Raw genomic sequence first — 22,097 nt, 5'->3', positions numbered from 1 at the left:
TCTTTTGACTCTTCTCCCTGTTCAAACTATGACACGAATTCAGAGCTTTCCATCCCATTCATTATAGAATTGTTCAAGATATCTTTCCATGAATTGATGTCTTTTTTCAGCTTGCAGCTTGGCTAATCTGGTATGCATCAAACCTTTTAATTTTAGCAGTTTTTCATAGAAATGATTGATTATAGTATTATCTTCTTTACTGTACTGTTCGAAAGTCAAATTTTCTCTGGCATGCATTTTTGGATCATGGAGCTTGTGGTTTTTACTGCCTCCAAAAACCATCGTACGTGCAATGCCGATTGCGCCCAATGCATCGAGGCGGTCTGCATCCTGAACGATGGCATCTTCAATGCTCTCAACCTCTACAGGGTTGCTTCCTCCCTTGAAAGATACAGCCTGCATAGCATGGATGATTTTATCAATCGTGCCTTGCGCAACACCATGCTCCCTTAGGAAAGTTTTTATGCGTTTCAACTCTCGGCCTTCATCATCTGTCATTTTATAGTCGATCATATCATGGAACAATGCTGCAATCTGGATTGTAAAAAGGTCTCCACCCTCTTTCGACTGCAGCATACATGCATTATTGTAGACGCGCATCACATGCCAGTAATCATGTCCCGTCACATCATCTCCATGAAATTCACCCACCATAGCCTTTGCTTCTTCAATAATCCTCTCGTTATCCATCATCGAGCCTCCATATGTATACATCGTAAACCAGATGCCCCAATTATAGCACTTGAGCTGCTGGTTATAAAAAGCATTAATAAAAGCCTCTATGAATTCATAGAGGCTTTTATAGAATAATACTATTCTGTCTTTTCCGTAAACTCGAGTTCAACCATCGCTTTAACTTCCTTACCTACCATGACGCCGCCTGTTTCCAATTTCTGGTTCCAGCTCAGACCGAACTCTTCACGGTTGATGACGAACTCACTTTGGATACCGTGCACTTCGTTGCCCAAGGGTCCATCGCCTTGCCATTATACTCAAGTTCTATCGTCTTCTCTTTTGTAACACCATTCAGCGTAACATCCCCAGTAACTGAAACGGTATCACCAGATTTACTTATACTTTTGGACTGGAACGTGATCTTCGGATTCTTTTCAGCGTTGAAGAAATCTTCGGACCTTAGGTGTTCATCACGTGAAGTATTTTTAGTATTGATGCTTTCTGTTTGAATTTCAGCATATAGGCTCGCATCCTTAAAAGTTTCCAGATTTTCAGTTTCGATTTCGAAATGGAAGTTCTCGAAGCCTCCCCTTACTTTTGATACCATCATATGCTTAACTTGAAATGCAACTTCTGAATGCGTTTGGTCAGATACATAAACTGTCATTGTCAATTACCTCCATGTAGTAAAAATTATCTTTAATTCGAGATAATATGAATATACTTCATACTCCATATAAATGCAACCCTAAAATATAAAGAAGAGGAAGAACCTCATATTACAACTCCTATTAATTTCAGTGTTGCTAAGTTCTTCCCTATATTCCCCACATCAAACACTTTCAAGAATGGAATTAATGAATGGATGGATTCTGAAGTGTTAGTGTAGCCACAACTTGTTGAGTCTTGAACAGCTTCACTATCAAGAGGATATCGACCCAAATTTTATATGATGATATAAAAAGATCTCCTGTCTTACGGCACAAGCCGTTAAACAAAAGATCTTATAAATGGTGTTGTGAATGTAGGACTTCTCTAGCCCTTTACTGTTGGCTGACAACTTACTTTATCGTCTTGCCAGTACTTCTTTTACTGTTGTTGCAATGTTCTTTGGTTTATTCTTGCTAATCGTAATACCTTCTCCTTTAATTTCAACCATAAAAATAGCGGTCGAATGAAATGTTTCATCCGGCCGCTCGCAGCGCGTACTAAAATCACATTATTTGATTAATCGATTATACCACCGGCCGGGATCGAACCGGCACTCCCGCAATGGGAACTGGATTTTGAGTCCAGCGCGTCTGCCAATTCCGCCACGGTGGCCCAGTATTATTTTAATGGAGCGGAAGATAGGATTTGAACCTATGTCTTGCTTCAGGAAGAAGCATGTTCTGAGCACTGAACTACTTCCGCAAATATTGAATTGTTTTTTGATGCAATATCCCGATCGATACGGAATCAGAATACAAAATGGAGCGGAAGATAGGATTTGAACCTATGTCTTGCTTCAGGAAGAAGCATGTTCTAAGCACTGAACTACTTCCGCTTAGTAAATTATGGAGGCACCAACCGGATTTGAACCGGTGATAGAGGATTTGCAGTCCTCGGCCTTACCACTTGGCTATGGTGCCCTAAAGCTGGGCTGACAGGATTCGAACCTGTGCATGACGGTACCAAAAACCGTTGCCTTACCGCTTGGCGACAGCCCAATAATGGGGCGGCTGATGGGGATCGAACCCACGAATGCCGGAACCACAATCCGGTGTGTTAACCACTTCACCACAACCGCCATGGCAGGGGTAGTAGGAATTGAACCCACATCTAAGGTTTTGGAGACCTTCATTCTACCATTGAACTATACCCCTAAATATATGGAGGGGGCAGATTCGAACTGCCGAACCCGAAGGAGCGGATTTACAGTCCGCCGCGTTTAGCCACTTCGCTACCCCTCCACGCTTATATATATGATGGTGCCGCCCAGAGGAATCGAACCCCCAACCTACTGATTACAAGTCAGTTGCTCTGCCAATTGAGCTAGAGCGGCGCCACAACATAACAAATGGTGGTTCAGGACGGAATCGAACCGCCGACACTGTGAGCTTCAATCACATGCTCTACCGACTGAGCTACTGAACCACTTAAATTTAAAATGGCGGTCCCGACGGGAATCGAACCCGCGATCTCCTGCGTGACAGGCAGGCATGTTAACCGCTACACCACGGGACCACTTAAATAATTGCGGGAGGTGGATTTGAACCACCGACCTCCGGGTTATGAGCCCGACGAGCTACCGAACTGCTCCATCCCGCGATAATAGAATAATAAAAATGGCGGAGGAAGAGGGATTCGAACCCCCGCGGGCGATGAAGCCCCTGTCGGTTTTCAAGACCGATCCCTTCAGCCAGACTTGGGTATTCCTCCGTATGAAACTATGCAATTAAAACATGGTGGACCTTGCAGGACTCGAACCTGCGACCCAACGGTTATGAGCCGTTTGCTCTGACCAACTGAGCTAAAGGTCCAATATAGCGGCGGAGGGGATCGAACCCCCGACCTCACGGGTATGAACCGTACGCTCTAGCCAGCTGAGCTACACCGCCATAATAACATATTAGAATAAATGGTGGAGACTAGCGGGATCGAACCGCTGACCTCCTGCGTGCAAAGCAGGCGCTCTCCCAGCTGAGCTAAGCCCCATATAATCTGTGTAAGTGCGGGTGAAGGGAGTCGAACCCCCACGCCCGAAGGCGCTAGACCCTGATTCTAGTGCGTCTGCCAGTTCCGCCACACCCGCATTTAATAAGAGTCGGGAAGACAGGATTCGAACCTGCGACCCCTTGGTCCCAAACCAAGTGCTCTACCAAGCTGAGCTACTTCCCGTTTTTTTAAAGCGCGCCCGAGAGGATTCGAACCCCTAGCCTCCTGATCCGTAGTCAAGCGCTCTATCCAATTGAGCTACGGGCGCATATGATATTTATACTGGTGCCGAGGACCGGAATCGAACCGGTACGGTAATTACTTACCGCAGGATTTTAAGTCCTGTGCGTCTGCCAGTTCCGCCACCCCGGCGAACTAAACAATGGAGCGGAAGACGGGATTCGAACCCGCGACCCCCACCTTGGCAAGGTGGTGTTCTACCACTGAACTACTTCCGCTGATGATGCGGGTGAAGGGAGTCGAACCCCCACGCCCGAAGGCGCTAGATCCTAAATCTAGTGCGTCTGCCAGTTCCGCCACACCCGCAAGTCATGAGCCATAGAGGATTCGAACCTCTGACCCTCTGATTAAAAGTCAGATGCTCTACCAACTGAGCTAATGGCTCAAGATATTTCAAAAAATGGTGCCGCCCAGAGGAATCGAACCCCCAACCTACTGATTACAAGTCAGTTGCTCTGCCAATTGAGCTAGAGCGGCTTATTAAAATGGTGGAGAATGACGGGTTCGAACCGCCGACCCTCTGCTTGTAAGGCAGATGCTCTCCCAGCTGAGCTAATTCTCCTCAAATCATTTTTCATTCTGCATTTCCAAATACTGCCCGGCGGCGTCCTACTCTCACGGGACGTCAGTCCAACTACCATCGGCGCTGGAGAGCTTAACTGCTGTGTTCGGCATGGGAACAGGTGGAACCTCTCCGCGATTGCCACCGGACAATATGGAATGCTTGAATGCCCCTTGGACATTCAAAACCGGATAGAAGCAATGCGTTGCGTAGAAGACCATACACGGTTTTCTTCATTTGAATAAGTCATCGATCGATTAGTATTCGTCCGCTCAATGTGTCGCCACACTTACACGCCGAACCTATCTACCTCATCATCTCTGAGGGATCTAATGGGGAAATCTCATCTTGAGGGGGGCTTCATGCTTAGATGCTTTCAGCACTTATCCCGACCATACATAGCTACCCAGCGATGCCGTTGGCACGACAACTGGTACACCAGTGGTATGTCCATCCCGGTCCTCTCGTACTAAGGACAGCGCCTCTCAAATTTCCTACGCCCACGACGGATAGGGACCGAACTGTCTCACGACGTTCTGAACCCAGCTCGCGTACCGCTTTAATGGGCGAACAGCCCAACCCTTGGGACCGACTACAGCCCCAGGATGCGATGAGCCGACATCGAGGTGCCAAACCTCCCCGTCGATGTGAACTCTTGGGGGAGATAAGCCTGTTATCCCCGGGGTAGCTTTTATCCGTTGAGCGATGGCCCTTCCATGCGGAACCACCGGATCACTAAGTCCGTCTTTCGACCCTGCTCGACGTGTCTGTCTCGCAGTCAAGCTCCCTTATACCTTTACACTCTATGAATGATTTCCAACCATTCTGAGGGAACCTTTGAGCGCCTCCGTTACTCTTTAGGAGGCGACCGCCCCAGTCAAACTGTCCACCTGACACTGTCTCCACCCGGATTACGGGTGCGGGTTAGAATCTCAACATCACCAGGGTGGTATCCCACCAGTGCCTCCACGTAGACTGGCGTCCACGCATCAACGGCTCCCACCTATCCTGTACAAGTGAGGTCGAGGTTCAATATCAGGCTACAGTAAAGCTCCACGGGGTCTTTCCGTCCTGTCGCGGGTAACCTGCATCTTCACAGGTACTATGATTTCACCGAGCCTCTCGTTGAGACAGTGCCCAAATCGTTACGCCTTTCGTGCGGGTCAGAACTTACCTGACAAGGAATTTCGCTACCTTAGGACCGTTATAGTTACGGCCGCCGTTTACTGGGGCTTCGATTCGCACCTTCGCTTACGCTGAGCGCTCCTCTTAACCTTCCAGCACCGGGCAGGCGTCAGCCCCTATACGTCACCTTTCGGTTTGGCAGAGACCTGTGTTTTTGATAAACAGTCGCTTGGGCCTATTCACTGCGGCTCATTTTCATGAGCACCCCTTCTCCCGAAGTTACGGGGTCATTTTGCCGAGTTCCTTAACGAGAGTTCGCTCGCTCACCTTAGAATTCTCTTCCCAACTACCTGTGTCGGTTTGCGGTACGGGCGGTAATGTATTCACTAGCGGGTTTTCTTGGCAGTGTGAACCCACAGCTTCGCCTACTATTTTCGGCTCCCCATCACATCTCGTCGTTACACAGGGCGGATTTGCCTACCCTGACGACTCGATGCTTGGACGTGCTCTTCCTTCCGCACGCTCTGCTTCTCCTCCTGCGTCACCACATCGCTCAAACACACATCACCGGTACAGGAATTTCTACCTGTTATCCATCGCCTACGCAGTTTCGCCTGGCTTAGGTCCCGACTAACCCAGAGCGGACGAGCCTTCCTCTGGAAACCTTAGTCGTTCGGTGGACGGGATTCTCACCCGTCTTTCGCTACTCACACCGGCATTCTCACTTCCGATCGCTCCACATGTCCTCACGATCATGCTTCGCTGCAATCGGAACGCTCTCCTACCATCAATATAATTGATCCACAGTTTCGGTAATATGTTTAGCCCCGGTACATTTTCGGCGCAGCGTCACTTGACTAGTGAGCTATTACGCACTCTTTAAATGATGGCTGCTTCTAAGCCAACATGCTAGTTGTCTGTGCAACGCCACATCCTTTTCCACTCAACATATATTTTGGGACCTTAACTGGTGGTCTGGGCTGTTTCCCTCTCGACAACGGACCTTATCACCCGCTGTCTGACTCCCGTGCATCACATAGGTGGCATTCGGAGTTTGTCTGAATTCGGTAACCCGGGATGGGCCCCTCGTCCAAACAGTGCTCTACCTCCACGATGCTAACACGAGGCTATACCTAAATATATTTCGGAGAGAACCAGCTATCTCCAGGTTCGATTGGAATTTCTCCGCTACCCACACCTCATCCGGTCACTTTTCAACGTAAGTCGGTTCGGCCCTCCATCCAGTGTTACCTGGACTTCAGCCTGGACATGGGTAGATCACCTGGTTTCGGGTCTGCAACCCCATACTAGACGCCCTATTCAGACTCGCTTTCGCTACGGCTCCACATTCGCTGCTTAACCTCGCATGCAATCACAACTCGCCGGTTCATTCTACAAAAGGCACGCCATCACCCATTAACGGGCTCTGACTACTTGTAAGCACACGGTTTCAGGTTCTATTTCACTCCCCTTCCGGGGTGCTTTTCACCTTTCCCTCACGGTACTGGTTCACTATCGGTCACCAAGAAGTATTTAGCCTTGGGAGATGGTCCTCCCAGTTTCCGACGGAATTTCTCGTGTTCCGCCGTACTCAGGATACACCGCCACAGATCAAAACTTCGCATACGGGACTGTTACCCCCTATGGTGCGACTTTCCAGTCGCTTCTGCTCGCTTCTCTCTGCTTTTTCGGTGTCCTACAACCCCAGTCAAAGACTGGTTTGGGCTCTTCCCGTTTCGCTCGCCGCTACTCAGGGAATCGATTTTTCTTTCTCTTCCTCCGGGTACTAAGATGTTTCAGTTCCCCGGGTCTACCTCTCTCAGGCTATGTATTCACCTGAAAGTCGCACTAATGTGCGGGGTTCCCCCATTCGGAAATCTTTGGTTCAACGCTTACTTACAGCTCCCCAAAGCATATCGGTGTTGGTTCCGTCCTTCATCGGCTCTTGGTGCCAAGGCATCCACCGTGCGCCCTTCATTACTTAATCGCAATGAATTTGTGAGTGTGTCCCAGTCCAGCTGCAGTGTATATCCTCTCGTGATTTTCTGTGCGTCTTGCAGGATCAGGATCCTGCAGCCACCCATCAAAAATCATACGAGGATGAACATCCACTTTCGCTTTCTTGCGACACAACGCGTGTTTTTATGAACTCTTCAGTTCTCGGTTTCTACGCTTGATTTCGGTTAAAATCATTTTTCGCATTGCTTCTATACGGTTTTCAATGTGCAAAGTTTTAAATAAATGGTGGAGACTAGCGGGATCGAACCGCTGACCTCCTGCGTGCAAAGCAGGCGCTCTCCCAGCTGAGCTAAGCCCCGTAAAAAACTGAATGGTGGGCCTAAGTGGACTCGAACCACCGACCTCACGCTTATCAGGCGTGCGCTCTAACCAGCTGAGCTATAGGCCCATTCATTACTTACGGTATATATATGAATGTAACTTCCAATTCAATGAAAAGCTTGAAAACATTCAAAACTGAATACAATATGTCAAACGCCAATTCCGCCGTCCCATAAGGGACGTTCCGTAATATTCCTTAGAAAGGAGGTGATCCAGCCGCACCTTCCGATACGGCTACCTTGTTACGACTTCACCCCAGTCATCGGTCCCACCTTCGACGGCTGCCTCCATAAAGGTTGGCCCACCGGCTTCAGGTGTTACCGACTTCCGTGGTGTGACGGGCGGTGTGTACAAGACCCGGGAACGTATTCACCGTGGCATTCTGATCCACGATTACTAGCGATTCCAGCTTCATGGAGTCGAGTTGCAGACTCCAATCCGAACTGAGAACAGTTTTATGGGATTCGCTTGGCCTCGCGGCGTAGCTGCCCTTTGTAACCTGTCCATTGTAGCACGTGTGTAGCCCAAATCATAAGGGGCATGATGATTTGACGTCATCCCCACCTTCCTCCGGTTTGTCACCGGCAGTCTCACTAGAGTGCCCAACTGAATGCTGGCAACTAATGATAAGGGTTGCGCTCGTTGCGGGACTTAACCCAACATCTCACGACACGAGCTGACGACAACCATGCACCACCTGTCACTCTGCCCGAAGGGAAGCCATGTCTCCATGGCGGTCAGAGGATGTCAAGATTTGGTAAGGTTCTTCGCGTTGCTTCGAATTAAACCACATGCTCCACCGCTTGTGCGGGTCCCGTCAATTCCTTTGAGTTTCAGCCTTGCGGCCGTACTCCCCAGGCGGAGTGCTTAATGCGTTTGCTGCAGCACTAAGGGGCGGAAACCCCCTAACACTTAGCACTCATCGTTTACGGCGTGGACTACCAGGGTATCTAATCCTGTTTGATCCCCACGCTTTCGCACATCAGCGTCAGTTGCAGGCCAGAGAGCCGCCTTCGCCACTGGTGTTCCTCCATATCTCTGCGCATTTCACCGCTACACATGGAATTCCACTCTCCTCTTCTGCACTCAAGTTCGCCAGTTTCCAATGACCCTCCCGGTTGAGCCGGGGGCTTTCACATCAGACTTAACGAACCGCCTACGCGCGCTTTACGCCCAATAATTCCGGATAACGCTTGCCACCTACGTATTACCGCGGCTGCTGGCACGTAGTTAGCCGTGGCTTTCTGGTCAGGTACCGTCACCCGATGGACAGTTACTCCCACCGGCGTTCTTCCCTGACAACAGAGTTTTACGAGCCGAAACCCTTCTTCACTCACGCGGCGTTGCTCCGTCAGACTTGCGTCCATTGCGGAAGATTCCCTACTGCTGCCTCCCGTAGAGTCTGGGCCGTGTCTCAGTCCCAGTGTGGCCGATCACCCTCTCAGGTCGGCTACGCATCGTCGCCTTGGTGGGCCCTTACCCCACCAACTAGCTAATGCGCCGCAGGCCCATCCATCAGTGGCAGTCAAAGACCGCCTTTCAACTCATCCCCCTGCGGGGATCAGGATCATCCGGTATTAGCCACGGTTTCCCGCGGTTATCCCAGTCTGATGGGTAGGTTGCCTACGTGTTACTCACCCGTCCGCCACTCGCAGAACCCGGAGCAAGCTCCGGGGCTGCGCGTTCGACTTGCATGTATTAGGCACGCCGCCAGCGTTCATCCTGAGCCAGGATCAAACTCTCCATAATTGGAGTGCTCTGACTCGTTGCGGTTTTACTTGTCGCCCAAGTTGAATGGTTATACCATCCGGTTTTATTGGAATTAACGTTGACATATTGTCATTCAGTTTTCAATGTTCTCTTTGTTAGTTGTTTCGAACTGACTTTTACAATGTTACATCATATCTTTGAAATAATCAACGGTAAGTTTTACACTTTCGATTATTTTTTTGAAATTAATGTTTTATTGCTTTAGCGCTCTGTTCAGCGCCGTTCAAATCAGCGACTTTTATATCATAGCAATATACGCAATTGGTGTCAACGATTTTCAAAAACTTTTTTAAATCTTTTTTTACTCACAACTTGTTCACCAAATGCTAAATATTAGATTATCATAAAAGGCTCAAGTTGTATATAATGAATTTCAGAGGTGAATAAGTATATGAAAAAACAAGGCAATAAAATCTTAAGGATAAGAGGCTATGCATTGGCCTTGATATTCATAGGTATGATTATCATGTACGCTGGGGTGTTCTTCAGAACCATACCTTGGCTCTTTGGCATATTCCTCTTTGTAGGACTGCTGCCTATACTCTTAAGTTTTGCGATCTACTTCTGGGTCGGTATGATCAGTACACGTGCGCTCACAGTTCAATGTCCGAATTGCGAAAAGCATACGAAGATACTTGGGCATGTGGACTTCTGCCAGCACTGCAAAGAACCGCTCACAGTAGATAAGGAACTTGAAGGCGAGGATTTCAGCCTCGACTACAACGTCCCCCACCGTAGAGAAAAGGCAATTGAAGAGAAAAAGCAAGGCGGAGACATACAAAAAGACGAGCAGGCATAAGCCAGCTCGTCTTTTTGCATTTCATCTATGCTTTCCTACATTCCGGGCAAGTGCCGTATATTTCGAGTCTATGGTGGCTTACATCATAAGATGTGACCGACCCTGCCAAGTGTTCGACCTCTTCGAGCCCCGGATAATGGAAATCGGTGATCTTTCCGCATTCACTGCAGATGATGTGATAATGCGTATCTGTGATGAAATCAAATCTGCTCGAGGAATCTCCGTAAGTAAGTTCTTTGACAAGCCCCGTTTCCTTGAACAACTTCAAATTGTTATATATGGTTGCAACGCTCATATTGGGATATTCATTCGACAGCGCTTTGAAAATATCATCAGCAGTCGGGTGATCTTCAGTTTCAATCATATACTTGAGCACTGATTTTCTTTGAGGCGTTATTCTGACGCCAGTCTCTTTCAGCGCGTTGATCGACTCGGTAAATCGATCATGGGCATCCATCATTTTCATATTGATACCTTCCTTCTATTAACTGACTACTATAATAAGATTATTGTACTCGGTGGGGAAATTGTTTGTCAAATCACGTAGATCAATATCCCCTACTCGGGTCTATTATGTTTTCCATGGCATTAAAGTCATCCATATGTTGGAGGTTGTGCATGAATATTTCAAATCCGCGCTTCAAATACCCTGATGTCTTGGAAGAAGCGTGGGGTGTAATTGTGAGATTGTCGAACGCATAGAATTCATGGTTTTCCGGTAACGGTTCTTCATTGAAGACATCAAGTATCATATGCCTGATCATGCCTTCTTCGAGGACTACCGTTATCGTTTCGTCAGTCATGATGTCGCCACGTCCGATATTGACGAATACCGCAGACTCTTTCATCTCTTTGAAAAAATCCAAATCAAGCATATATTTCGTATCAGGTGTGCTTGGTAGAATATTCACTACGATATCAGCAGTGCCTATTTCGGCATTCAAGTCACTGATTGCATGCACAGCCTGAAATCCTTCCGCCTCATGACCCGTCGTGTTATAGCCTGTCGTCTTCAGGCCGAACGCCTCCAATACGGAAGCAAGATGGCTCCCGATGCTGCCCGTACCCAGAATATGAACAGATTTATCGTATATCTCTTCGGTTTTGGCATTCTTCTCCAATGACGCTGCGCCTGGTCTTCTTTCAATTGATGGAATCCTTTGTAGAAGTCAAGCAGCAGGCCAATCGTATATTCAGTCATTTGGATTTTGTGGATGCCTCTTGCGTTCGTGATATGAACATGTTCCAATTCCTCAAGCGGAAGGTCATCGAGACCAGCACTCATGACCATCATCCACTTTAAATTTTTGAAGGATTCAACATCTTCTGAGGTGAAGTCCGAGCCATAGGTGACGAAAATATCACACCACGCTTTATCTTCCTCAGTCATCTCTTCAGATTTCCGGTAGATATATGTCATATCAGGATGCGCTTCCTCCATGGCTTCGACCATATGTGGTTTCAGGTGCACTGTGGATAGGATATGTTTCATCTACTGCACCCCTTCCATATATGCTTTAAGTTCATCCATATGCGATTTCGCATTGACATCATCCCACCGCTTCAGGATATTGCCTTCCTTATCAACAATGAACGTCGTACGCACAATCCCCATAAATTCCTTGCCGAAGGCCTTCTTCTTTCTGTACACCCCAAGAGTCTCAGACAATTTGAATCCCTCATCGACCAGCAGATCGAAGTTCAAGCTGTTTTTCTCGATGAAATTCTGGTGTTTCCTCTTTGAATCCCCGCTTACACCGTATACTTTGACTCCCAATTCATTCAGGCGCGCCATATTGTCCCTAAGATCACATGCCTGCGTCGTACACCCAGGTGTATTATCTTTTGGATAGAAATAGATGACCGCCTTTTCTCCAAAGTCTTCATTGGTGATGCGCTCGCCATCCTGATTCTCAAGTTCGAACTGAGGAAATTTTTCCATCTGTAGTCCTCCTAAAGGTTTCTTACTCCTGATGATACCTAAATTTCCCTTTACGCTCAATAGATGTTACTTCTTAAATAAGCACCCGGTATATGGTAGAATACTGATTGTAAAAAAAGATGCTAAAGGATGAAGTAATATGTACTCTCACAAGAAATCAGAAGCACTCCGTGCTGAAGCGGAAAATGTAATTTTGGGTGGCGTCAACTCCCCTTCCCGTTCGTACAAAGCTGTGGGCGACAGAGCACCGATCGTTATGGATCGAGGCGAAGGCGCCTACTTCTATGACATTGACGGCAACCGTTACATCGACTACCTCGGCGCCTACGGCCCAATCATTACCGGACATGCCCATCCGAGGATACATGAAGCGATAGCCGAACAGAGCAGCAAAGGAATATTGTATGGTGCCCCGACGACCCTTGAAGTGGACTTCGGTAAAAAGATTAAAGAAGCCATCCCTTCATTAGAGCGTGTACGTTTCGTGAACTCAGGTACAGAAGCTGTCATGACGACGATCCGTATTGCACGGGCATATACAGGACGCAATAAAATACTTAAATTCGAAGGATGCTACCACGGCCACTCCGACCTCGTACTCGTCGCTGCCGGAAGCGGACCGGCGCAGCTTGGCACACCAGACTCTGCCGGAGTGCCTAAAGGGGTTGCAGAGGATGTCATCACCGTACCATTCAACAATCTCGATGACTTCAAGACGGCCATCTCCCATTTCAAGGATGAAATCGCAGCCGTGCTGGTTGAACCTATTGTAGGCAACTTCGGCATCGTCGAACCAGAGGATGGGTTCCTTGAGGCGATAAATGAGATTTCCCATGATAATGGTTCACTCGTCATATATGACGAAGTCATCACTGCTTTCAGGTTCATGTTCGGTGGGGCCCAAAATCTGCTTGATGTCGAGCCGGATCTTACTGCTCTAGGCAAAATCATCGGCGGTGGCACTCCCATTGGAGCGTACGGTGGCCGCAAGGATATAATGGAAAGCGTGGCGCCTCTTGGCCCTGCCTACCAGGCTGGTACCATGGCCGGTAATCCACTGAGTATGGCAGCCGGTTTAGCCTGCCTTGAAATCCTTGAGCAGCCTGGGGTGTACGAGACGCTCGACACCCTCGGCAGAAGACTTGAAGATGGCTTGCTTGACCTGATAGATAAGTATGACATTAAAGCGACGATCAATCGCCTCAAGGGTGCTCTGACCATTTACTTTACAGAAGAGTCGGTGACTGATTACACTATGGCTGAGGCCAGTGACGGTGAAGCATTCGCCAAGTTCTTCAACGGCCTGATAGATCGCGGAATCAATATTGCACCTTCCAAGTATGAAGCGTGGTTCCTGACTACTGAACATACTGAAGCAGATATTGAAGAAACCCTTGCGATTGTAGAGGATGTTTTCAAAAATGACTTTTAGGAGATGCTGCCATGCGGTTTGGCGCTAGAGTCTTCAAGACAGGCATTACCGTTGTTCTAACCTTGATGGTTACGAATTTCTTCAATTTACAACCTTCATTGATTGCTGCAATCGCCGCCGTTTTCGCCCTGCAACCGAACGTCCACAGATCTGTGATGCGGACATGGGACCAATTCCAGGGCAACCTGCTCGGCGCAATCGCCGCAATCATCATGGTGCTCCTGTTCGGCAACAACATCATCGTAATCGGACTTACTGTGATTCTCGTTCTCGCAGTGTTGCTGTTCTTCAACTTACAGAGTGTCTCGGCGCTCGCCGTGGTCACGATGATTGCCATCATGGATGCACCGACTGTCATGGAGTCATCCACTTCCCTCGATTTCCTTGAAGCAGCGGGTACTCGGTTTTCGCTGGTGATGATTGGTGTCCTATCATCACTTCTGGTCAACCTGCTGTTCATACCGCCAAAATACGAGACGAAAATGTACCATAACTGTTTCAATATAACGAGCGATATCTTTAAATGGCTCCGTCTCGAACTCAATGCGGTAAGTGAATATCAAATCGTCAAAAGGGACATCGAATCTCTACGTACGAGAGTCGTTACACTCGAAACGATGTATTTGTGGTACCGCGAGGAAAAAAGTTATCTCAAGCGTAACCGTTTCGCATCCGCCAGACGCAAAATCCTGTTCAGGCATCTCATTTCATCGACCCGCAGAGCTTTTGAACTACTGCGTAAGCTCAACCGTTATGAAAATGACTATAATCATCTGGATGAGGATTTCAGATTTCGGATCAGGCATGAAATGGACCAACTTATGGCCTATCATGAGCAGATATTCATGAAATTCACTGAAAAGATCCGTCCGGAAGCCGAGTTTGAAATATATGACATAGAAGACCGTTCCGAGAACACCATGATGGATGATTTCGTCAAGCTGTATCAGGAAGCACAAACAGAGGATGAGAAAGTCCAGTATGAGAATATTCTAGAATTCATCTCATCACTGCATGAGTATTCCAACTCTCTTGACCGCCTTGACCGACTCACATCCAGCTTCTTCAAATTCCATTCTGATAAAAATAAAATAAACATCCAAGATGAAACCTGGATATATAAAAGCTCAGGTGCTTAAGCACCTGAGCTTTTTCATTTCCATCCGTTGTTGTCCAAGGTTTACCGCGGAATCTGCTGACATGAGGATTTCCTTTAACTATGAAGCGGTAAAGATAATCTGTCGCTTCAGCCTTATTGTCGATACCGATGCGTTTGGTCGCCTCTATCTCCCTGGGCGTCCTACCTTCCCTCAAAGTCAATATGCCGTTGTTCAGTTCCATGCCATTGTGAAGCTCCCGTCTGATGCCGAGGGATTTGGTCAATTTACCCGGACCATCAGTCAATCCTTTCTCGCGCCCCGCCTGTCGATCATCGTCTCGATGCCATGATTCGGTTCTATCCCCGGATCAGGACACCTTCTGGGTGTTCGCGCTCCTTCGTCAGGATATTCATGCAGTGGTGCCCGTGCATGGTGTAGACATAGATATGGCCGAAATCATTGAACATCATTTCATTCTTTTTTGTCATCTTGCCCCCGAATGTATGGGCCGCGCGATCGTTGAGCCCGAGGTAGGCTTCGGTTTCAGTGATGAAACCACTTGTCTCCACCCCATCTATATGAGTGATCACTTCTACACCAAGAAGCTGCTTTGCTGCATTTAATGTATCTTCTCCAAGAAAGCTGATATCAATTACAGCCATTAAACTTCGCCCCTTTTATAGGTTTTGGATGCTGTAGAGATTGTAATAATCCCCCTGCTTTTTCATCAGTTCTGCATGGGAACCTGATTCCCTTATCTGGCCATCCGCCATCACGAATATACGGTCAGCGTGCGTAATCGTTGAAAGTCTGTGTGCAACGATGATCGTCGTTCGATTTTGTGACAGTTCCAGCAATGTATCCTGGATGATACTTTCGCTTTCGAGGTCCAGGGCACTGGTGGCTTCATCAAGGATCAGAATAGGCGGGTTTTTAGGAATACCCTCGCAATGGCAATGCGTTGCTTCTGCCCCCGGATAATTTGACGCCCCGTTCCCCGACTTCGGTATCATAGCCTTCCGGCAGTTCCATAATGAACTCATGGGCGTTCGCCTTTGCTGTTGCTTCCAGCATCTCTTCCTCAGTTGCATCAGGTTTAGCAAGCATTATATTTTCCCGTATGCTGTCGGAGAACAGGATGTTGTCCTGCATGACGAGCCCCACGTTGTTACGTAGGGATTCAATCGTGTAGTCCCTGATGTCGGTGTTGTCGATCGTCACTTTACCGGCGGTCACATCATAGAACCTCGGGATCAGTGTGACCAGGGTGGATTTACCTCCCCCGCTCATACCGACAAACGCCACAGTTTCACCGCTTCCGACATGGAAATTGATATGCTTCAACGTATCCGTATCTTCTCCGTTGTAGTCGAAACCGACATCCCTGAATTCGATGTTGCCATCAGTATGTTCAAGCTGTTTGGCACCTGGACGATCCTTAACATCATATTTTTCATCAAAGAGCTGGAAGACACGGTCCATCGATGCGATGCTCTGCGTCAATGTAGTAGATGACGAAACGAGCCTTCTGAGCGGACCGTACAGACGGTCCAAGTATGCAATGAATGCAGCCAGCGTCCCGACGGTAAGGTTCCCCTGTATGACTTGGTAGGCGCCGTACCCCACTACAAGAAGCGGTCCGATATCCGTGACTGTATTGACAACAGAGAAGCTTCTCGCCGTCCACTTTGCATGGTTTGTGGCCTTGCTCAGAAAGTTGTTGTTGTGCTTATTGAAATGTCCGGCTTCATTCTTTTCAACCGCAAAACTCTTTATTACATTGATTCCCTGTATGCGCTCGTGAAGAAACCCCTGCACTTCAGCTAGCGCCTGGGAACGTTCGCGTGTAAGATTCCTCAGTTTACCGAAGAAATACCACACCCCGAATATATAGAGCGGGAAGATGATTATCGACACCAACGTCAATTCACCATTCATCGAAAACATGATTCCAAGGGCAATCAAAATCGTCACCAGATCGAGCCAGATGTTCATCAACCCTGTCATTATGAAGCTTTTAGTCTGCTCCACATCATTGATGACCCGGGAGATGATTTCCCCAACCTTACTGTTGGAATAGAATTTGGCACTCAACATCTGGAGGTGCCCATACATTTTCTTTCTGATGTCATAGAGGACCTTATTGCTTGTCCACTGGGCAAGGTATTGCCTGAAATATTCTACAGGCGGCCTGACGATGATGAAGATGAATGAAAAGAGCAGAAGGACTTGAATCAGCATATCGATTCTTTCGTCTGTGCCTAAGCCCTCCGGCATGATGATATCATCGATGGTATATTTGATGAGCAGCGGCAACAGAAGCGGAATCCCGAATTTGAGGACGCCAATGAGGATCGTCAATATGATCAGCCATTTATACGGTTTGACAAATTGCATGTAGCGTCTTATCACAGAAAAACTTCCTTTTCCTACATAAAAAACAACCAACTTTTTAAGTTGATTGATTTTTAGTATGATTTAAAATCATTATTGAACCTGCCCTGCCATACTTTTATAAAATCTGGTGCAAACGGGCCTTTCTTCTTTTCGATCCAGTGTTGGAGCACATCGACGTTGTGCCTTAATATCCTATCGATATCTTCCGGATAATTCATCCTGTTCTTGTGCAGACGGTATTCGTCCTCATCAAGCAGATGGTACTTGCCGTCCGGGTACACTTTAATATCCAAATCATAATCGATATATTTCAGTGCCTCTCCATCATAAAGGTAGGGGGATGAAATATTGCAGTAATAGTAGACCCCATCTTCCCTGAACATGCAGATTACATTGAACCAGTATTCTGCATGAAAGTAGACGATCGCAGGTTCCCGAGTCACCCAGGTGCGGCCGTCACTCTCTGTGACGAGCGTCCGGTTATTGCCGCCGATCACTACATGATCGCTTCCCTTTAGGATGGTCGTTTCAGACCATACCCGGTGGATGTTACCGTCATGCTTATAGCTCTGAATCTTTACCTTGCTGCCTTCCTCCGGTATCGATTCCAGAGTCATATTCCACACCACCTTTAAAATTATACTATTGTATTATAACATACGTAGAGTCAGGTATATAGTCATCCGCCCATGGCCTCAAACAAGTGGTATAGCTTCTGCATCGCCCTGCTCATCGGCAGGGTACCGACATCTTCAAGTTTTATGAATTCCGGGTGGATATCGCGTGTATACAGTATATACCCTTCCATGAACCACTTTTTATGGGTGAAGACATGCGAGACGCTTCCTATATGCTCTCCCTTGTGATGAACCTCTATGCCCAAACTCTCCTCGATCGTTTCAAGTGACGTGTCCACATCAAAACGCGGCAATTCATACATACCCTGCAGCAATGTGCCTTCTTGCTTCTGTAGCAGGATCTCATTTTTACCATTCAGGATGAAATATACGTTATAATAGTACTCACTCTTCTTCTTCGCCTTTTTCTTGACCGGCAGTTCTGAAACCCTATTCTCCTGATAGGCTTCGCAATGCTGCCTGACAGGACATATGATGCATTTCGGTGCTCTCGGCGTACATATGGTGGCACCGAGTTCCATCAAGGCCTGGTTGAAGTCACCAGCTTCAAGAGGAATCAATGTCTCAACCCTCTCCTTGACCGTCTTTTGAACGGAAGGTTTGGTCATTTCACGATCATCTGCATCCAGCCGTGACATTACGCGGAGGACATTGCCGTCCACTGCTGCTATGAGATGATTGAACGCAATGCTTTGGACTGCGCCTCCTATATAAGGCCCTACGCCCTTCAGCTTGAAAAACGCTTCGGGATCATCTGGTACGACCGATCCGTAATGTTCTTTCACTTCCTTGACTGCCGCCTGGAAGTTTCTGATTCGATTGTAGTAGCCGAGACCCTCCCAGTCCTTTAGGAGTGCCTCTTCATCAGCTGCAGCCAAGCTGTCTATATCAGGATATTTTGTTATAAATTTCTCAAAGTAGGGTATAGCAGTAATGACTTGCGTCTGTTGCAGCATAACCTCACTTAGCCATATTTTATATGGATCCCGGGTCTTCCTCCACGGGAGCGACCTTTGATTCAAGTGATACCAGGCAAGCAGATTATGGCTGAATTCTGAAGTTTTTAGCATAGATACATTCCTCCAACTTAATTACATTATTCGAATGGGGAGATTTCACATGGATACTTTGACGCATACATTGATGGGCGGTACTATCGTCGGGCTCGCCGCAATCGATCCGACAATAGACCCTCTCTCGGTCGGGTTCGCCTCTGTAATAGTAGGTGCTTCCCTGATACCGGATATAGATACTGTGATGAAGATGAAGAATAATGCGGTATACATCACCCACCATCGTGGCATTACCCACTCCCTCCCCTTCACTTTTTTCATATGGCCTGTCCTCCTGACGGCCTTAAGCGTATTGCTGTTCGATCTGCCTGCGCTCAACATGTACCTCTGGATACAGTTCGCCGTGTTCCTTCATGTTTTCGTTGATATATTCAACTCCTACGGCACACAGGCTCTACGACCCATCACCCATACTTGGATTCAACTGAGCGTCATCAATACAATCGATATCCCGATTATCATCATGCATGTGCTCTTTTTCATATTATGGTATTTTGGAATGTCACCTGTGACGCTGTTCATTGTTCTTTACCTAGTTATGTTCATCTATTATGTCACCCGCTTCTTCATACAGTCATACTTGAAAAAGCAGGTGGAGCATCTGTTGCCGAATGAATACATCAAACGCGTATTCTGTATGCCGACCATCCGCTTCTTTGAATGGCGTATAGTTACTGTAGCACAATCCTCCTATTATGTCGGACGGAGTTTCCGCGGTCAGATACTCTTCTACGACCGCTTCACCAAAAGTCCACCTATCGAAGAGGAACGGTTCAACAGCATCAAACAGGATAAGAATTTCAAAGCTTTCACCTTCTTCTCATCGATCTACACTTACGAAGTGACAGACATTTCGGAAGACATCGTCGAGATACGCTATATTGATTTGAGATACTTGAAGGAGGGGCATTACCCGTTCGTCTGCATCATGCATGTCAACCGTCATACGAACAAGGTTGAACATAGCTACACAGGATGGGTATTTTCAGAAAGCAAGCTCAGAAGAAACTCGCAGAAAACTGATGCTTCAACCAATAAAGCGACCGGTCATTGACCTGGTCGCTTTATTTTGAATTGATACATGTTGATTTTAATTTTACTGTAGTATTCGAACATCCACAGGTACAGGAATATCAATTGCACAATGAACAAGATGTCATGCGGCAACCTATTGATGTTCCAGGGAATCTGCACTGCGTTCGTCTGCAATCCGTTGATGACATAGTAGAACGGATTCAAACTCAACAGGCTTGAAATCCATGGTTCAAGCTGTTCAGGCCTGTAGAGTATGGGAACTGATATCACAAGGACGATGAAGACGAATACATCGACAGTGCGTCGTTTTTTGATTTTAGCTGATAGGTAGAGCATTGTAAAAGGCAGGGTCAACAGCACGCCCAAAATCAGATAATACAGGAGTGTGAAAATGTTGATGAGCCAGTCCTCTATGACAAGTGCGGTAAATGCGCTATAAAGGACTATAAACATCAGAAAGACGAAAGTCTGGAATATGATCGATGGCACTATCCTCATATACATCGGAATGTAGCTCATCTTGACGACTGAGTCCTTGTAGTAGAACGCATTCTCGTTAAGGACCACCATCCCGAACAGCCATACCGCACTCATTATACCGACAAGTGTGTAGAGGTATTCCACAACTGCATTTTTTTCCATGATTGCCATGGCAATCAGTAGAAATCCGAGTCCTCCGGCATATATGAACAATGGGGAGAGTGTATGGGTCGAAAAAATGGAGGTCTGTCTGTATATCTGACGGATGAGATATTTTGTTTTGTGGTTCATGGCAACCCTCCTAGCGGTTGATGTATAACCATGTTTCGTTCGATGCATCCAAGATCATATAACCTTCCGGCAAGCGGAATATCGCATCTTCTTCCGTAACACCGAATTCCTTGTACATCTCTTCGATGTTTTCGGCTGGGAAAGATACCGAGAATACTACGTCATCCTTTATATGATAAGTGATGGGGACGCCGAGGCGCGCATACCTATCTGTCTGCTCGGTAATCGTATCTACTTCATCATTAAGTAGCGACACGCCTCCATTCAGGAACTTTTTATAAAAAAGATAACTCCCCCGAATGTGTCGGCTGTATATGGAAGGAGTTCTACCAAGGTTGTTTCAGGGTAGAGGCTTGCCGGGTTGAAATACAGAATGGATGAGGCGTCCACTTTGACATCCAGTCCATCCTCCACGATTCTATAATCGCCTTCCTTATCGCTCGATATTTCCAGTAGATACATGTAGGGGATGGACTCCCCTTCAAGTTCCAAATCCGGATCGGTATTGATGCCGTAGGCGAACCGCTCTGACTCTTCATCCTCTGGCAATGCAACGGGCTCTTCAGTTGCAGCCCGACTGTCTGTAAATGAAATATCCATGAAAATGATTATGCTGGACATGAACATGACGAAGAGCAGGACCACGGAGATGATGATTTTCTGCACGTTGAACTGGTCGATCAGACCGCTCTGGTTCCGGCTCATCCTCTTGAAGCCGTGTTCATACCGCCCATAATCCTCAATATTGCGTTTCCACTCTATATCAAACTGGGCTTCTTCATCCATATTCTTTATCTGGCTCTTCTTCTTCTCATAAGCACCATATTCAAGGACACCTTCGCGCACACTGCCGTCATACCTGATCTGGCCATAGCTGAGCCATAGGAAATAGTTCGCAAGCGTCTGAATCGGTTCAATGTCACTCTCAAGTAGCAGCACACCTTTTTCGGCCGCTTCAAGGGCATTGATCGTCTCTTTGAACACTTCTTTATCTTGCTTATCTAGATGGTGGTACATATTGCAGTAGATTACAATGTCGGTGTTGGCCTGCTTTGAGATTTCAAGAAGCACAAGCGCCAGTTCCCGCCTTGGGAGATCGTTCATTGCAGTATATTGATGCTTCCTGAAGAGTGGGAGTTCCAAAAGGCTTTCCTGTGCGTGTCGGACGTCTTCTACATCCATGAACTCCTCAAGCAGCTCCCGCGTGAAGATCTCCAAAGGATGTGGATTATCCACATGATCCAGCACATCGAGGCTCAGCATTGAGCTTGCGGTTTTGACCTTGCCCTTTTTCAGGTCAAGTGTACCATTGACCACTTCCTTCAGATAATGGAGTGTCCTGTAGTCGGACAGTATCCCCAAAACCTCTCCTTTATACAGATGGAAGGTGACATCCTTCAAGATGAGGCCTTCAGATCTGCCAAGCATGCGGTCTATGAACTTTGATGCTTCCTTGGCATATGTAAGCTCAAGGGCCCTGAGCAGAATGATGTTTTCCATC

18 protein-coding genes, 25 tRNA genes, 3 rRNA genes and 1 pseudogene are annotated in these 22,097 nt (G+C 47.2%); 4 read left to right on the top strand and 43 right to left on the bottom strand.

The window, feature by feature from the left end; translation table 11 throughout:
* Positions 1-39: 39 nt before the first annotated feature.
* The 31 genes from ACYF68_RS05840 to ACYF68_RS05690 form a co-directional block, all read right to left on the bottom strand.
* Positions 40-693, bottom strand: a complete 654-nt coding sequence (locus ACYF68_RS05840) for an HD domain-containing protein (RefSeq protein ID WP_461045720.1) — start codon at positions 691-693, stop codon at positions 40-42.
* Positions 694-812: 119 nt separating this feature from the next.
* A complete protein-coding gene (locus tag ACYF68_RS05835; protein WP_461045719.1) occupies positions 813-968 on the bottom strand; it encodes a YceI family protein in 156 nt (51 codons plus the stop codon).
* Positions 905-1,342 (bottom strand): YceI family protein, encoded by a 438-nt coding sequence (locus ACYF68_RS05830; protein ID WP_461045717.1) that lies wholly within the window; start codon positions 1,340-1,342, stop codon positions 905-907. The genes ACYF68_RS05835 and ACYF68_RS05830 overlap by 64 nt, the downstream gene beginning before the upstream one ends.
* 571 nt (positions 1,343-1,913) lie before the next feature.
* Positions 1,914-1,998: transfer RNA gene (locus ACYF68_RS05825), tRNA-Leu, on the bottom strand.
* A 15-nt stretch (positions 1,999-2,013) separates the two neighbouring features.
* Positions 2,014-2,088, bottom strand: a tRNA-OTHER gene (locus tag ACYF68_RS05820).
* Between the two features lie 58 nt (positions 2,089-2,146).
* Positions 2,147-2,221 (bottom strand) — tRNA-OTHER (locus tag ACYF68_RS05815).
* 11 nt (positions 2,222-2,232) lie between these two features.
* Positions 2,233-2,306: transfer RNA gene (locus ACYF68_RS05810), tRNA-Cys, on the bottom strand.
* Positions 2,307-2,312: 6 nt separating this feature from the next.
* Positions 2,313-2,384, bottom strand: a tRNA-Gln gene (locus tag ACYF68_RS05805).
* 4 nt (positions 2,385-2,388) lie between these two features.
* Positions 2,389-2,464, bottom strand: a tRNA-His gene (locus tag ACYF68_RS05800).
* A 2-nt stretch (positions 2,465-2,466) separates the two neighbouring features.
* A tRNA-Trp gene (locus tag ACYF68_RS05795) sits at positions 2,467-2,540 on the bottom strand.
* A gap of 7 nt (positions 2,541-2,547) precedes the next feature.
* Positions 2,548-2,627: transfer RNA gene (locus tag ACYF68_RS05790), tRNA-Tyr, on the bottom strand.
* Positions 2,628-2,643: 16 nt separating this feature from the next.
* Positions 2,644-2,719: transfer RNA gene (locus ACYF68_RS05785), tRNA-Thr, on the bottom strand.
* A gap of 16 nt (positions 2,720-2,735) precedes the next feature.
* A tRNA-Phe gene (locus tag ACYF68_RS05780) sits at positions 2,736-2,811 on the bottom strand.
* A gap of 14 nt (positions 2,812-2,825) precedes the next feature.
* Positions 2,826-2,901, bottom strand: a tRNA-Asp gene (locus ACYF68_RS05775).
* Between the two features lie 10 nt (positions 2,902-2,911).
* Positions 2,912-2,985, bottom strand: a tRNA-Met gene (locus ACYF68_RS05770).
* An 18-nt stretch (positions 2,986-3,003) separates the two neighbouring features.
* Positions 3,004-3,096 (bottom strand) — tRNA-Ser (locus ACYF68_RS05765).
* A 24-nt stretch (positions 3,097-3,120) separates the two neighbouring features.
* Positions 3,121-3,197 (bottom strand) — tRNA-Ile (locus ACYF68_RS05760).
* Between the two features lie 4 nt (positions 3,198-3,201).
* Positions 3,202-3,275: transfer RNA gene (locus ACYF68_RS05755), tRNA-Met, on the bottom strand.
* 112 nt (positions 3,276-3,387) lie between these two features.
* Positions 3,388-3,469 (bottom strand) — tRNA-Leu (locus tag ACYF68_RS05750).
* A gap of 12 nt (positions 3,470-3,481) precedes the next feature.
* Positions 3,482-3,555, bottom strand: a tRNA-Pro gene (locus tag ACYF68_RS05745).
* Positions 3,556-3,566: 11 nt separating this feature from the next.
* Positions 3,567-3,640, bottom strand: a tRNA-Arg gene (locus ACYF68_RS05740).
* Positions 3,641-3,655: 15 nt separating this feature from the next.
* A tRNA-Leu gene (locus tag ACYF68_RS05735) sits at positions 3,656-3,744 on the bottom strand.
* A gap of 11 nt (positions 3,745-3,755) precedes the next feature.
* A tRNA-Gly gene (locus ACYF68_RS05730) sits at positions 3,756-3,830 on the bottom strand.
* Between the two features lie 6 nt (positions 3,831-3,836).
* Positions 3,837-3,918 (bottom strand) — tRNA-Leu (locus ACYF68_RS05725).
* A 6-nt stretch (positions 3,919-3,924) separates the two neighbouring features.
* Positions 3,925-3,997 (bottom strand) — tRNA-Lys (locus tag ACYF68_RS05720).
* 16 nt (positions 3,998-4,013) lie between these two features.
* Positions 4,014-4,089: transfer RNA gene (locus ACYF68_RS05715), tRNA-Thr, on the bottom strand.
* A 9-nt stretch (positions 4,090-4,098) separates the two neighbouring features.
* A tRNA-Val gene (locus ACYF68_RS05710) sits at positions 4,099-4,174 on the bottom strand.
* 34 nt (positions 4,175-4,208) lie between these two features.
* Positions 4,209-4,323: ribosomal RNA gene (rrf, locus tag ACYF68_RS05705) — 5S ribosomal RNA — on the bottom strand.
* 88 nt (positions 4,324-4,411) lie between these two features.
* Positions 4,412-7,286, bottom strand: a 23S ribosomal RNA gene (locus tag ACYF68_RS05700).
* A 343-nt stretch (positions 7,287-7,629) separates the two neighbouring features.
* Positions 7,630-7,706 (bottom strand) — tRNA-Ile (locus ACYF68_RS05695).
* A 133-nt stretch (positions 7,707-7,839) separates the two neighbouring features.
* Positions 7,840-9,388: ribosomal RNA gene (locus ACYF68_RS05690) — 16S ribosomal RNA — on the bottom strand.
* Together the 16S, 23S and 5S rRNA genes with 25 tRNA genes alongside form the textbook arrangement of a ribosomal RNA operon.
* A 412-nt stretch (positions 9,389-9,800) precedes the next feature.
* Between ACYF68_RS05690 and ACYF68_RS05685 the strand changes: the two genes are divergently transcribed.
* Positions 9,801-10,208: a DUF2614 family zinc ribbon-containing protein gene (locus ACYF68_RS05685; protein ID WP_461045715.1), complete on the top strand. Its 408-nt coding sequence runs from the start codon at positions 9,801-9,803 to the stop codon at positions 10,206-10,208.
* 25 nt (positions 10,209-10,233) lie between these two features.
* On the opposite strand, the gene perR is transcribed toward ACYF68_RS05685, so the two are convergent.
* The 4 genes from perR to bcp all read right to left on the bottom strand — a co-directional run bounded on the left by perR (position 10,234) and on the right by bcp (position 12,150).
* Positions 10,234-10,674 (bottom strand): peroxide-responsive transcriptional repressor PerR, encoded by a 441-nt coding sequence (gene perR / locus ACYF68_RS05680; protein WP_461045714.1) that lies wholly within the window; start codon positions 10,672-10,674, stop codon positions 10,234-10,236.
* An 82-nt stretch (positions 10,675-10,756) separates the two neighbouring features.
* Positions 10,757-11,329 carry an NAD(P)-dependent oxidoreductase gene (locus ACYF68_RS05675; RefSeq protein ID WP_461045712.1) on the bottom strand — a complete coding sequence of 191 codons (573 nt, stop codon included), beginning with the start codon at positions 11,327-11,329 and terminating at the stop codon, positions 10,757-10,759.
* Complete coding sequence (locus tag ACYF68_RS05670) at positions 11,221-11,700, bottom strand: Rossmann-fold NAD(P)-binding domain-containing protein (protein WP_461045710.1); 480 nt, start codon at positions 11,698-11,700, stop codon at positions 11,221-11,223. The genes ACYF68_RS05675 and ACYF68_RS05670 overlap by 109 nt, the downstream gene beginning before the upstream one ends.
* Positions 11,701-12,150, bottom strand: a complete 450-nt coding sequence (gene bcp / locus ACYF68_RS05665) for a thioredoxin-dependent thiol peroxidase (RefSeq protein ID WP_461045708.1) — start codon at positions 12,148-12,150, stop codon at positions 11,701-11,703. It abuts the gene before it with no gap.
* Positions 12,151-12,289: 139 nt separating this feature from the next.
* Between bcp and ACYF68_RS05660 the strand changes: the two genes are divergently transcribed.
* The gene (locus tag ACYF68_RS05660; RefSeq protein WP_461045706.1) at positions 12,290-13,582 is read left to right on the top strand and encodes a glutamate-1-semialdehyde 2,1-aminomutase; all 1,293 of its coding nucleotides are present in this window, start codon (positions 12,290-12,292) and stop codon (positions 13,580-13,582) included.
* A gap of 11 nt (positions 13,583-13,593) precedes the next feature.
* Positions 13,594-14,721, top strand: a complete 1,128-nt coding sequence (locus ACYF68_RS05655; RefSeq protein WP_461045705.1) for an FUSC family protein — start codon at positions 13,594-13,596, stop codon at positions 14,719-14,721.
* Here the strand turns inward: ACYF68_RS05655 and ACYF68_RS05650 are convergent.
* From ACYF68_RS05650 to mutY, 5 genes and pseudogenes are all read right to left on the bottom strand, one after another.
* Positions 14,648-14,986 (bottom strand): DNA-3-methyladenine glycosylase, encoded by a 339-nt coding sequence (locus ACYF68_RS05650; RefSeq protein ID WP_461045703.1) that lies wholly within the window; start codon positions 14,984-14,986, stop codon positions 14,648-14,650. The genes ACYF68_RS05655 and ACYF68_RS05650 overlap by 74 nt on opposite strands.
* Before the next feature lie 52 nt (positions 14,987-15,038).
* Positions 15,039-15,344: a DNA-3-methyladenine glycosylase gene (locus ACYF68_RS05645; RefSeq protein ID WP_461045701.1), complete on the bottom strand. Its 306-nt coding sequence runs from the start codon at positions 15,342-15,344 to the stop codon at positions 15,039-15,041.
* Positions 15,345-15,359: 15 nt separating this feature from the next.
* A pseudogene (locus tag ACYF68_RS05640) lies at positions 15,360-17,094 on the bottom strand (ABC transporter ATP-binding protein).
* 56 nt (positions 17,095-17,150) lie between these two features.
* Positions 17,151-17,696 carry a nucleoside tri-diphosphate phosphatase gene (gene ntdP, locus ACYF68_RS05635; RefSeq protein WP_380572172.1) on the bottom strand — a complete coding sequence of 182 codons (546 nt, stop codon included), beginning with the start codon at positions 17,694-17,696 and terminating at the stop codon, positions 17,151-17,153.
* A 62-nt stretch (positions 17,697-17,758) separates the two neighbouring features.
* On the bottom strand, positions 17,759-18,787 hold the full coding sequence (gene mutY / locus ACYF68_RS05630; RefSeq protein WP_461045698.1) for an A/G-specific adenine glycosylase: 1,029 nt from the start codon (positions 18,785-18,787) through the stop codon (positions 17,759-17,761).
* A 49-nt stretch (positions 18,788-18,836) separates the two neighbouring features.
* On the opposite strand from mutY, the gene ACYF68_RS05625 reads away from it, so the two are divergent.
* Entirely contained in the window at positions 18,837-19,844 is a 1,008-nt protein-coding gene (locus ACYF68_RS05625) for a metal-dependent hydrolase (RefSeq protein ID WP_461045696.1), read from the top strand.
* Here the strand turns inward: ACYF68_RS05625 and ACYF68_RS05620 are convergent.
* Genes ACYF68_RS05620 through ACYF68_RS05610 form a run of 3 tightly spaced genes read right to left on the bottom strand, consistent with a single transcriptional unit; the run spans position 19,838 to position 22,096 of the window.
* Positions 19,838-20,596 carry a hypothetical protein gene (locus tag ACYF68_RS05620; RefSeq protein WP_461045694.1) on the bottom strand — a complete coding sequence of 253 codons (759 nt, stop codon included), beginning with the start codon at positions 20,594-20,596 and terminating at the stop codon, positions 19,838-19,840. The genes ACYF68_RS05625 and ACYF68_RS05620 overlap by 7 nt on opposite strands.
* A gap of 10 nt (positions 20,597-20,606) precedes the next feature.
* Positions 20,607-20,852, bottom strand: a complete 246-nt coding sequence (locus ACYF68_RS05615; RefSeq protein ID WP_461045692.1) for a hypothetical protein — start codon at positions 20,850-20,852, stop codon at positions 20,607-20,609.
* Between the two features lie 8 nt (positions 20,853-20,860).
* Positions 20,861-22,096, bottom strand: a complete 1,236-nt coding sequence (locus tag ACYF68_RS05610; protein WP_461045690.1) for a hypothetical protein — start codon at positions 22,094-22,096, stop codon at positions 20,861-20,863.
* Between the last annotated feature and the right edge of the window lies 1 nt (position 22,097).

This window comes from Salinicoccus sp. CNSTN-B1 (assembly GCF_054792835.1).
This window is presented reverse-complemented; position numbering and strand designations above follow the sequence as displayed.

Coding starts and splice junctions, on each gene's coding strand:
- ACYF68_RS05830 (WP_461045717.1), bottom strand. CDS start 1,342: ATGACAGTTTATGTATCTGACCAAACGCATTCAGAAGTTGCATTTCAA.
- mutY (WP_461045698.1), bottom strand. CDS start 18,787: ATGCTAAAAACTTCAGAATTCAGCCATAATCTGCTTGCCTGGTATCAC.
- ACYF68_RS05625 (WP_461045696.1), top strand. CDS start 18,837: ATGGATACTTTGACGCATACATTGATGGGCGGTACTATCGTCGGGCTC.
- bcp (WP_461045708.1), bottom strand. CDS start 12,150: ATGGAAAAATTTCCTCAGTTCGAACTTGAGAATCAGGATGGCGAGCGC.
- ACYF68_RS05620 (WP_461045694.1), bottom strand. CDS start 20,596: ATGAACCACAAAACAAAATATCTCATCCGTCAGATATACAGACAGACC.
- ACYF68_RS05670 (WP_461045710.1), bottom strand. CDS start 11,700: ATGAAACATATCCTATCCACAGTGCACCTGAAACCACATATGGTCGAA.
- ACYF68_RS05610 (WP_461045690.1), bottom strand. CDS start 22,096: ATGGAAAACATCATTCTGCTCAGGGCCCTTGAGCTTACATATGCCAAG.
- ACYF68_RS05655 (WP_461045705.1), top strand. CDS start 13,594: ATGCGGTTTGGCGCTAGAGTCTTCAAGACAGGCATTACCGTTGTTCTA.
- ntdP (WP_380572172.1), bottom strand. CDS start 17,696: ATGACTCTGGAATCGATACCGGAGGAAGGCAGCAAGGTAAAGATTCAG.
- ACYF68_RS05645 (WP_461045701.1), bottom strand. CDS start 15,344: ATGGCTGTAATTGATATCAGCTTTCTTGGAGAAGATACATTAAATGCA.
- ACYF68_RS05685 (WP_461045715.1), top strand. CDS start 9,801: ATGAAAAAACAAGGCAATAAAATCTTAAGGATAAGAGGCTATGCATTG.
- ACYF68_RS05660 (WP_461045706.1), top strand. CDS start 12,290: ATGTACTCTCACAAGAAATCAGAAGCACTCCGTGCTGAAGCGGAAAAT.
- perR (WP_461045714.1), bottom strand. CDS start 10,674: ATGAAAATGATGGATGCCCATGATCGATTTACCGAGTCGATCAACGCG.
- ACYF68_RS05840 (WP_461045720.1), bottom strand. CDS start 693: ATGATGGATAACGAGAGGATTATTGAAGAAGCAAAGGCTATGGTGGGT.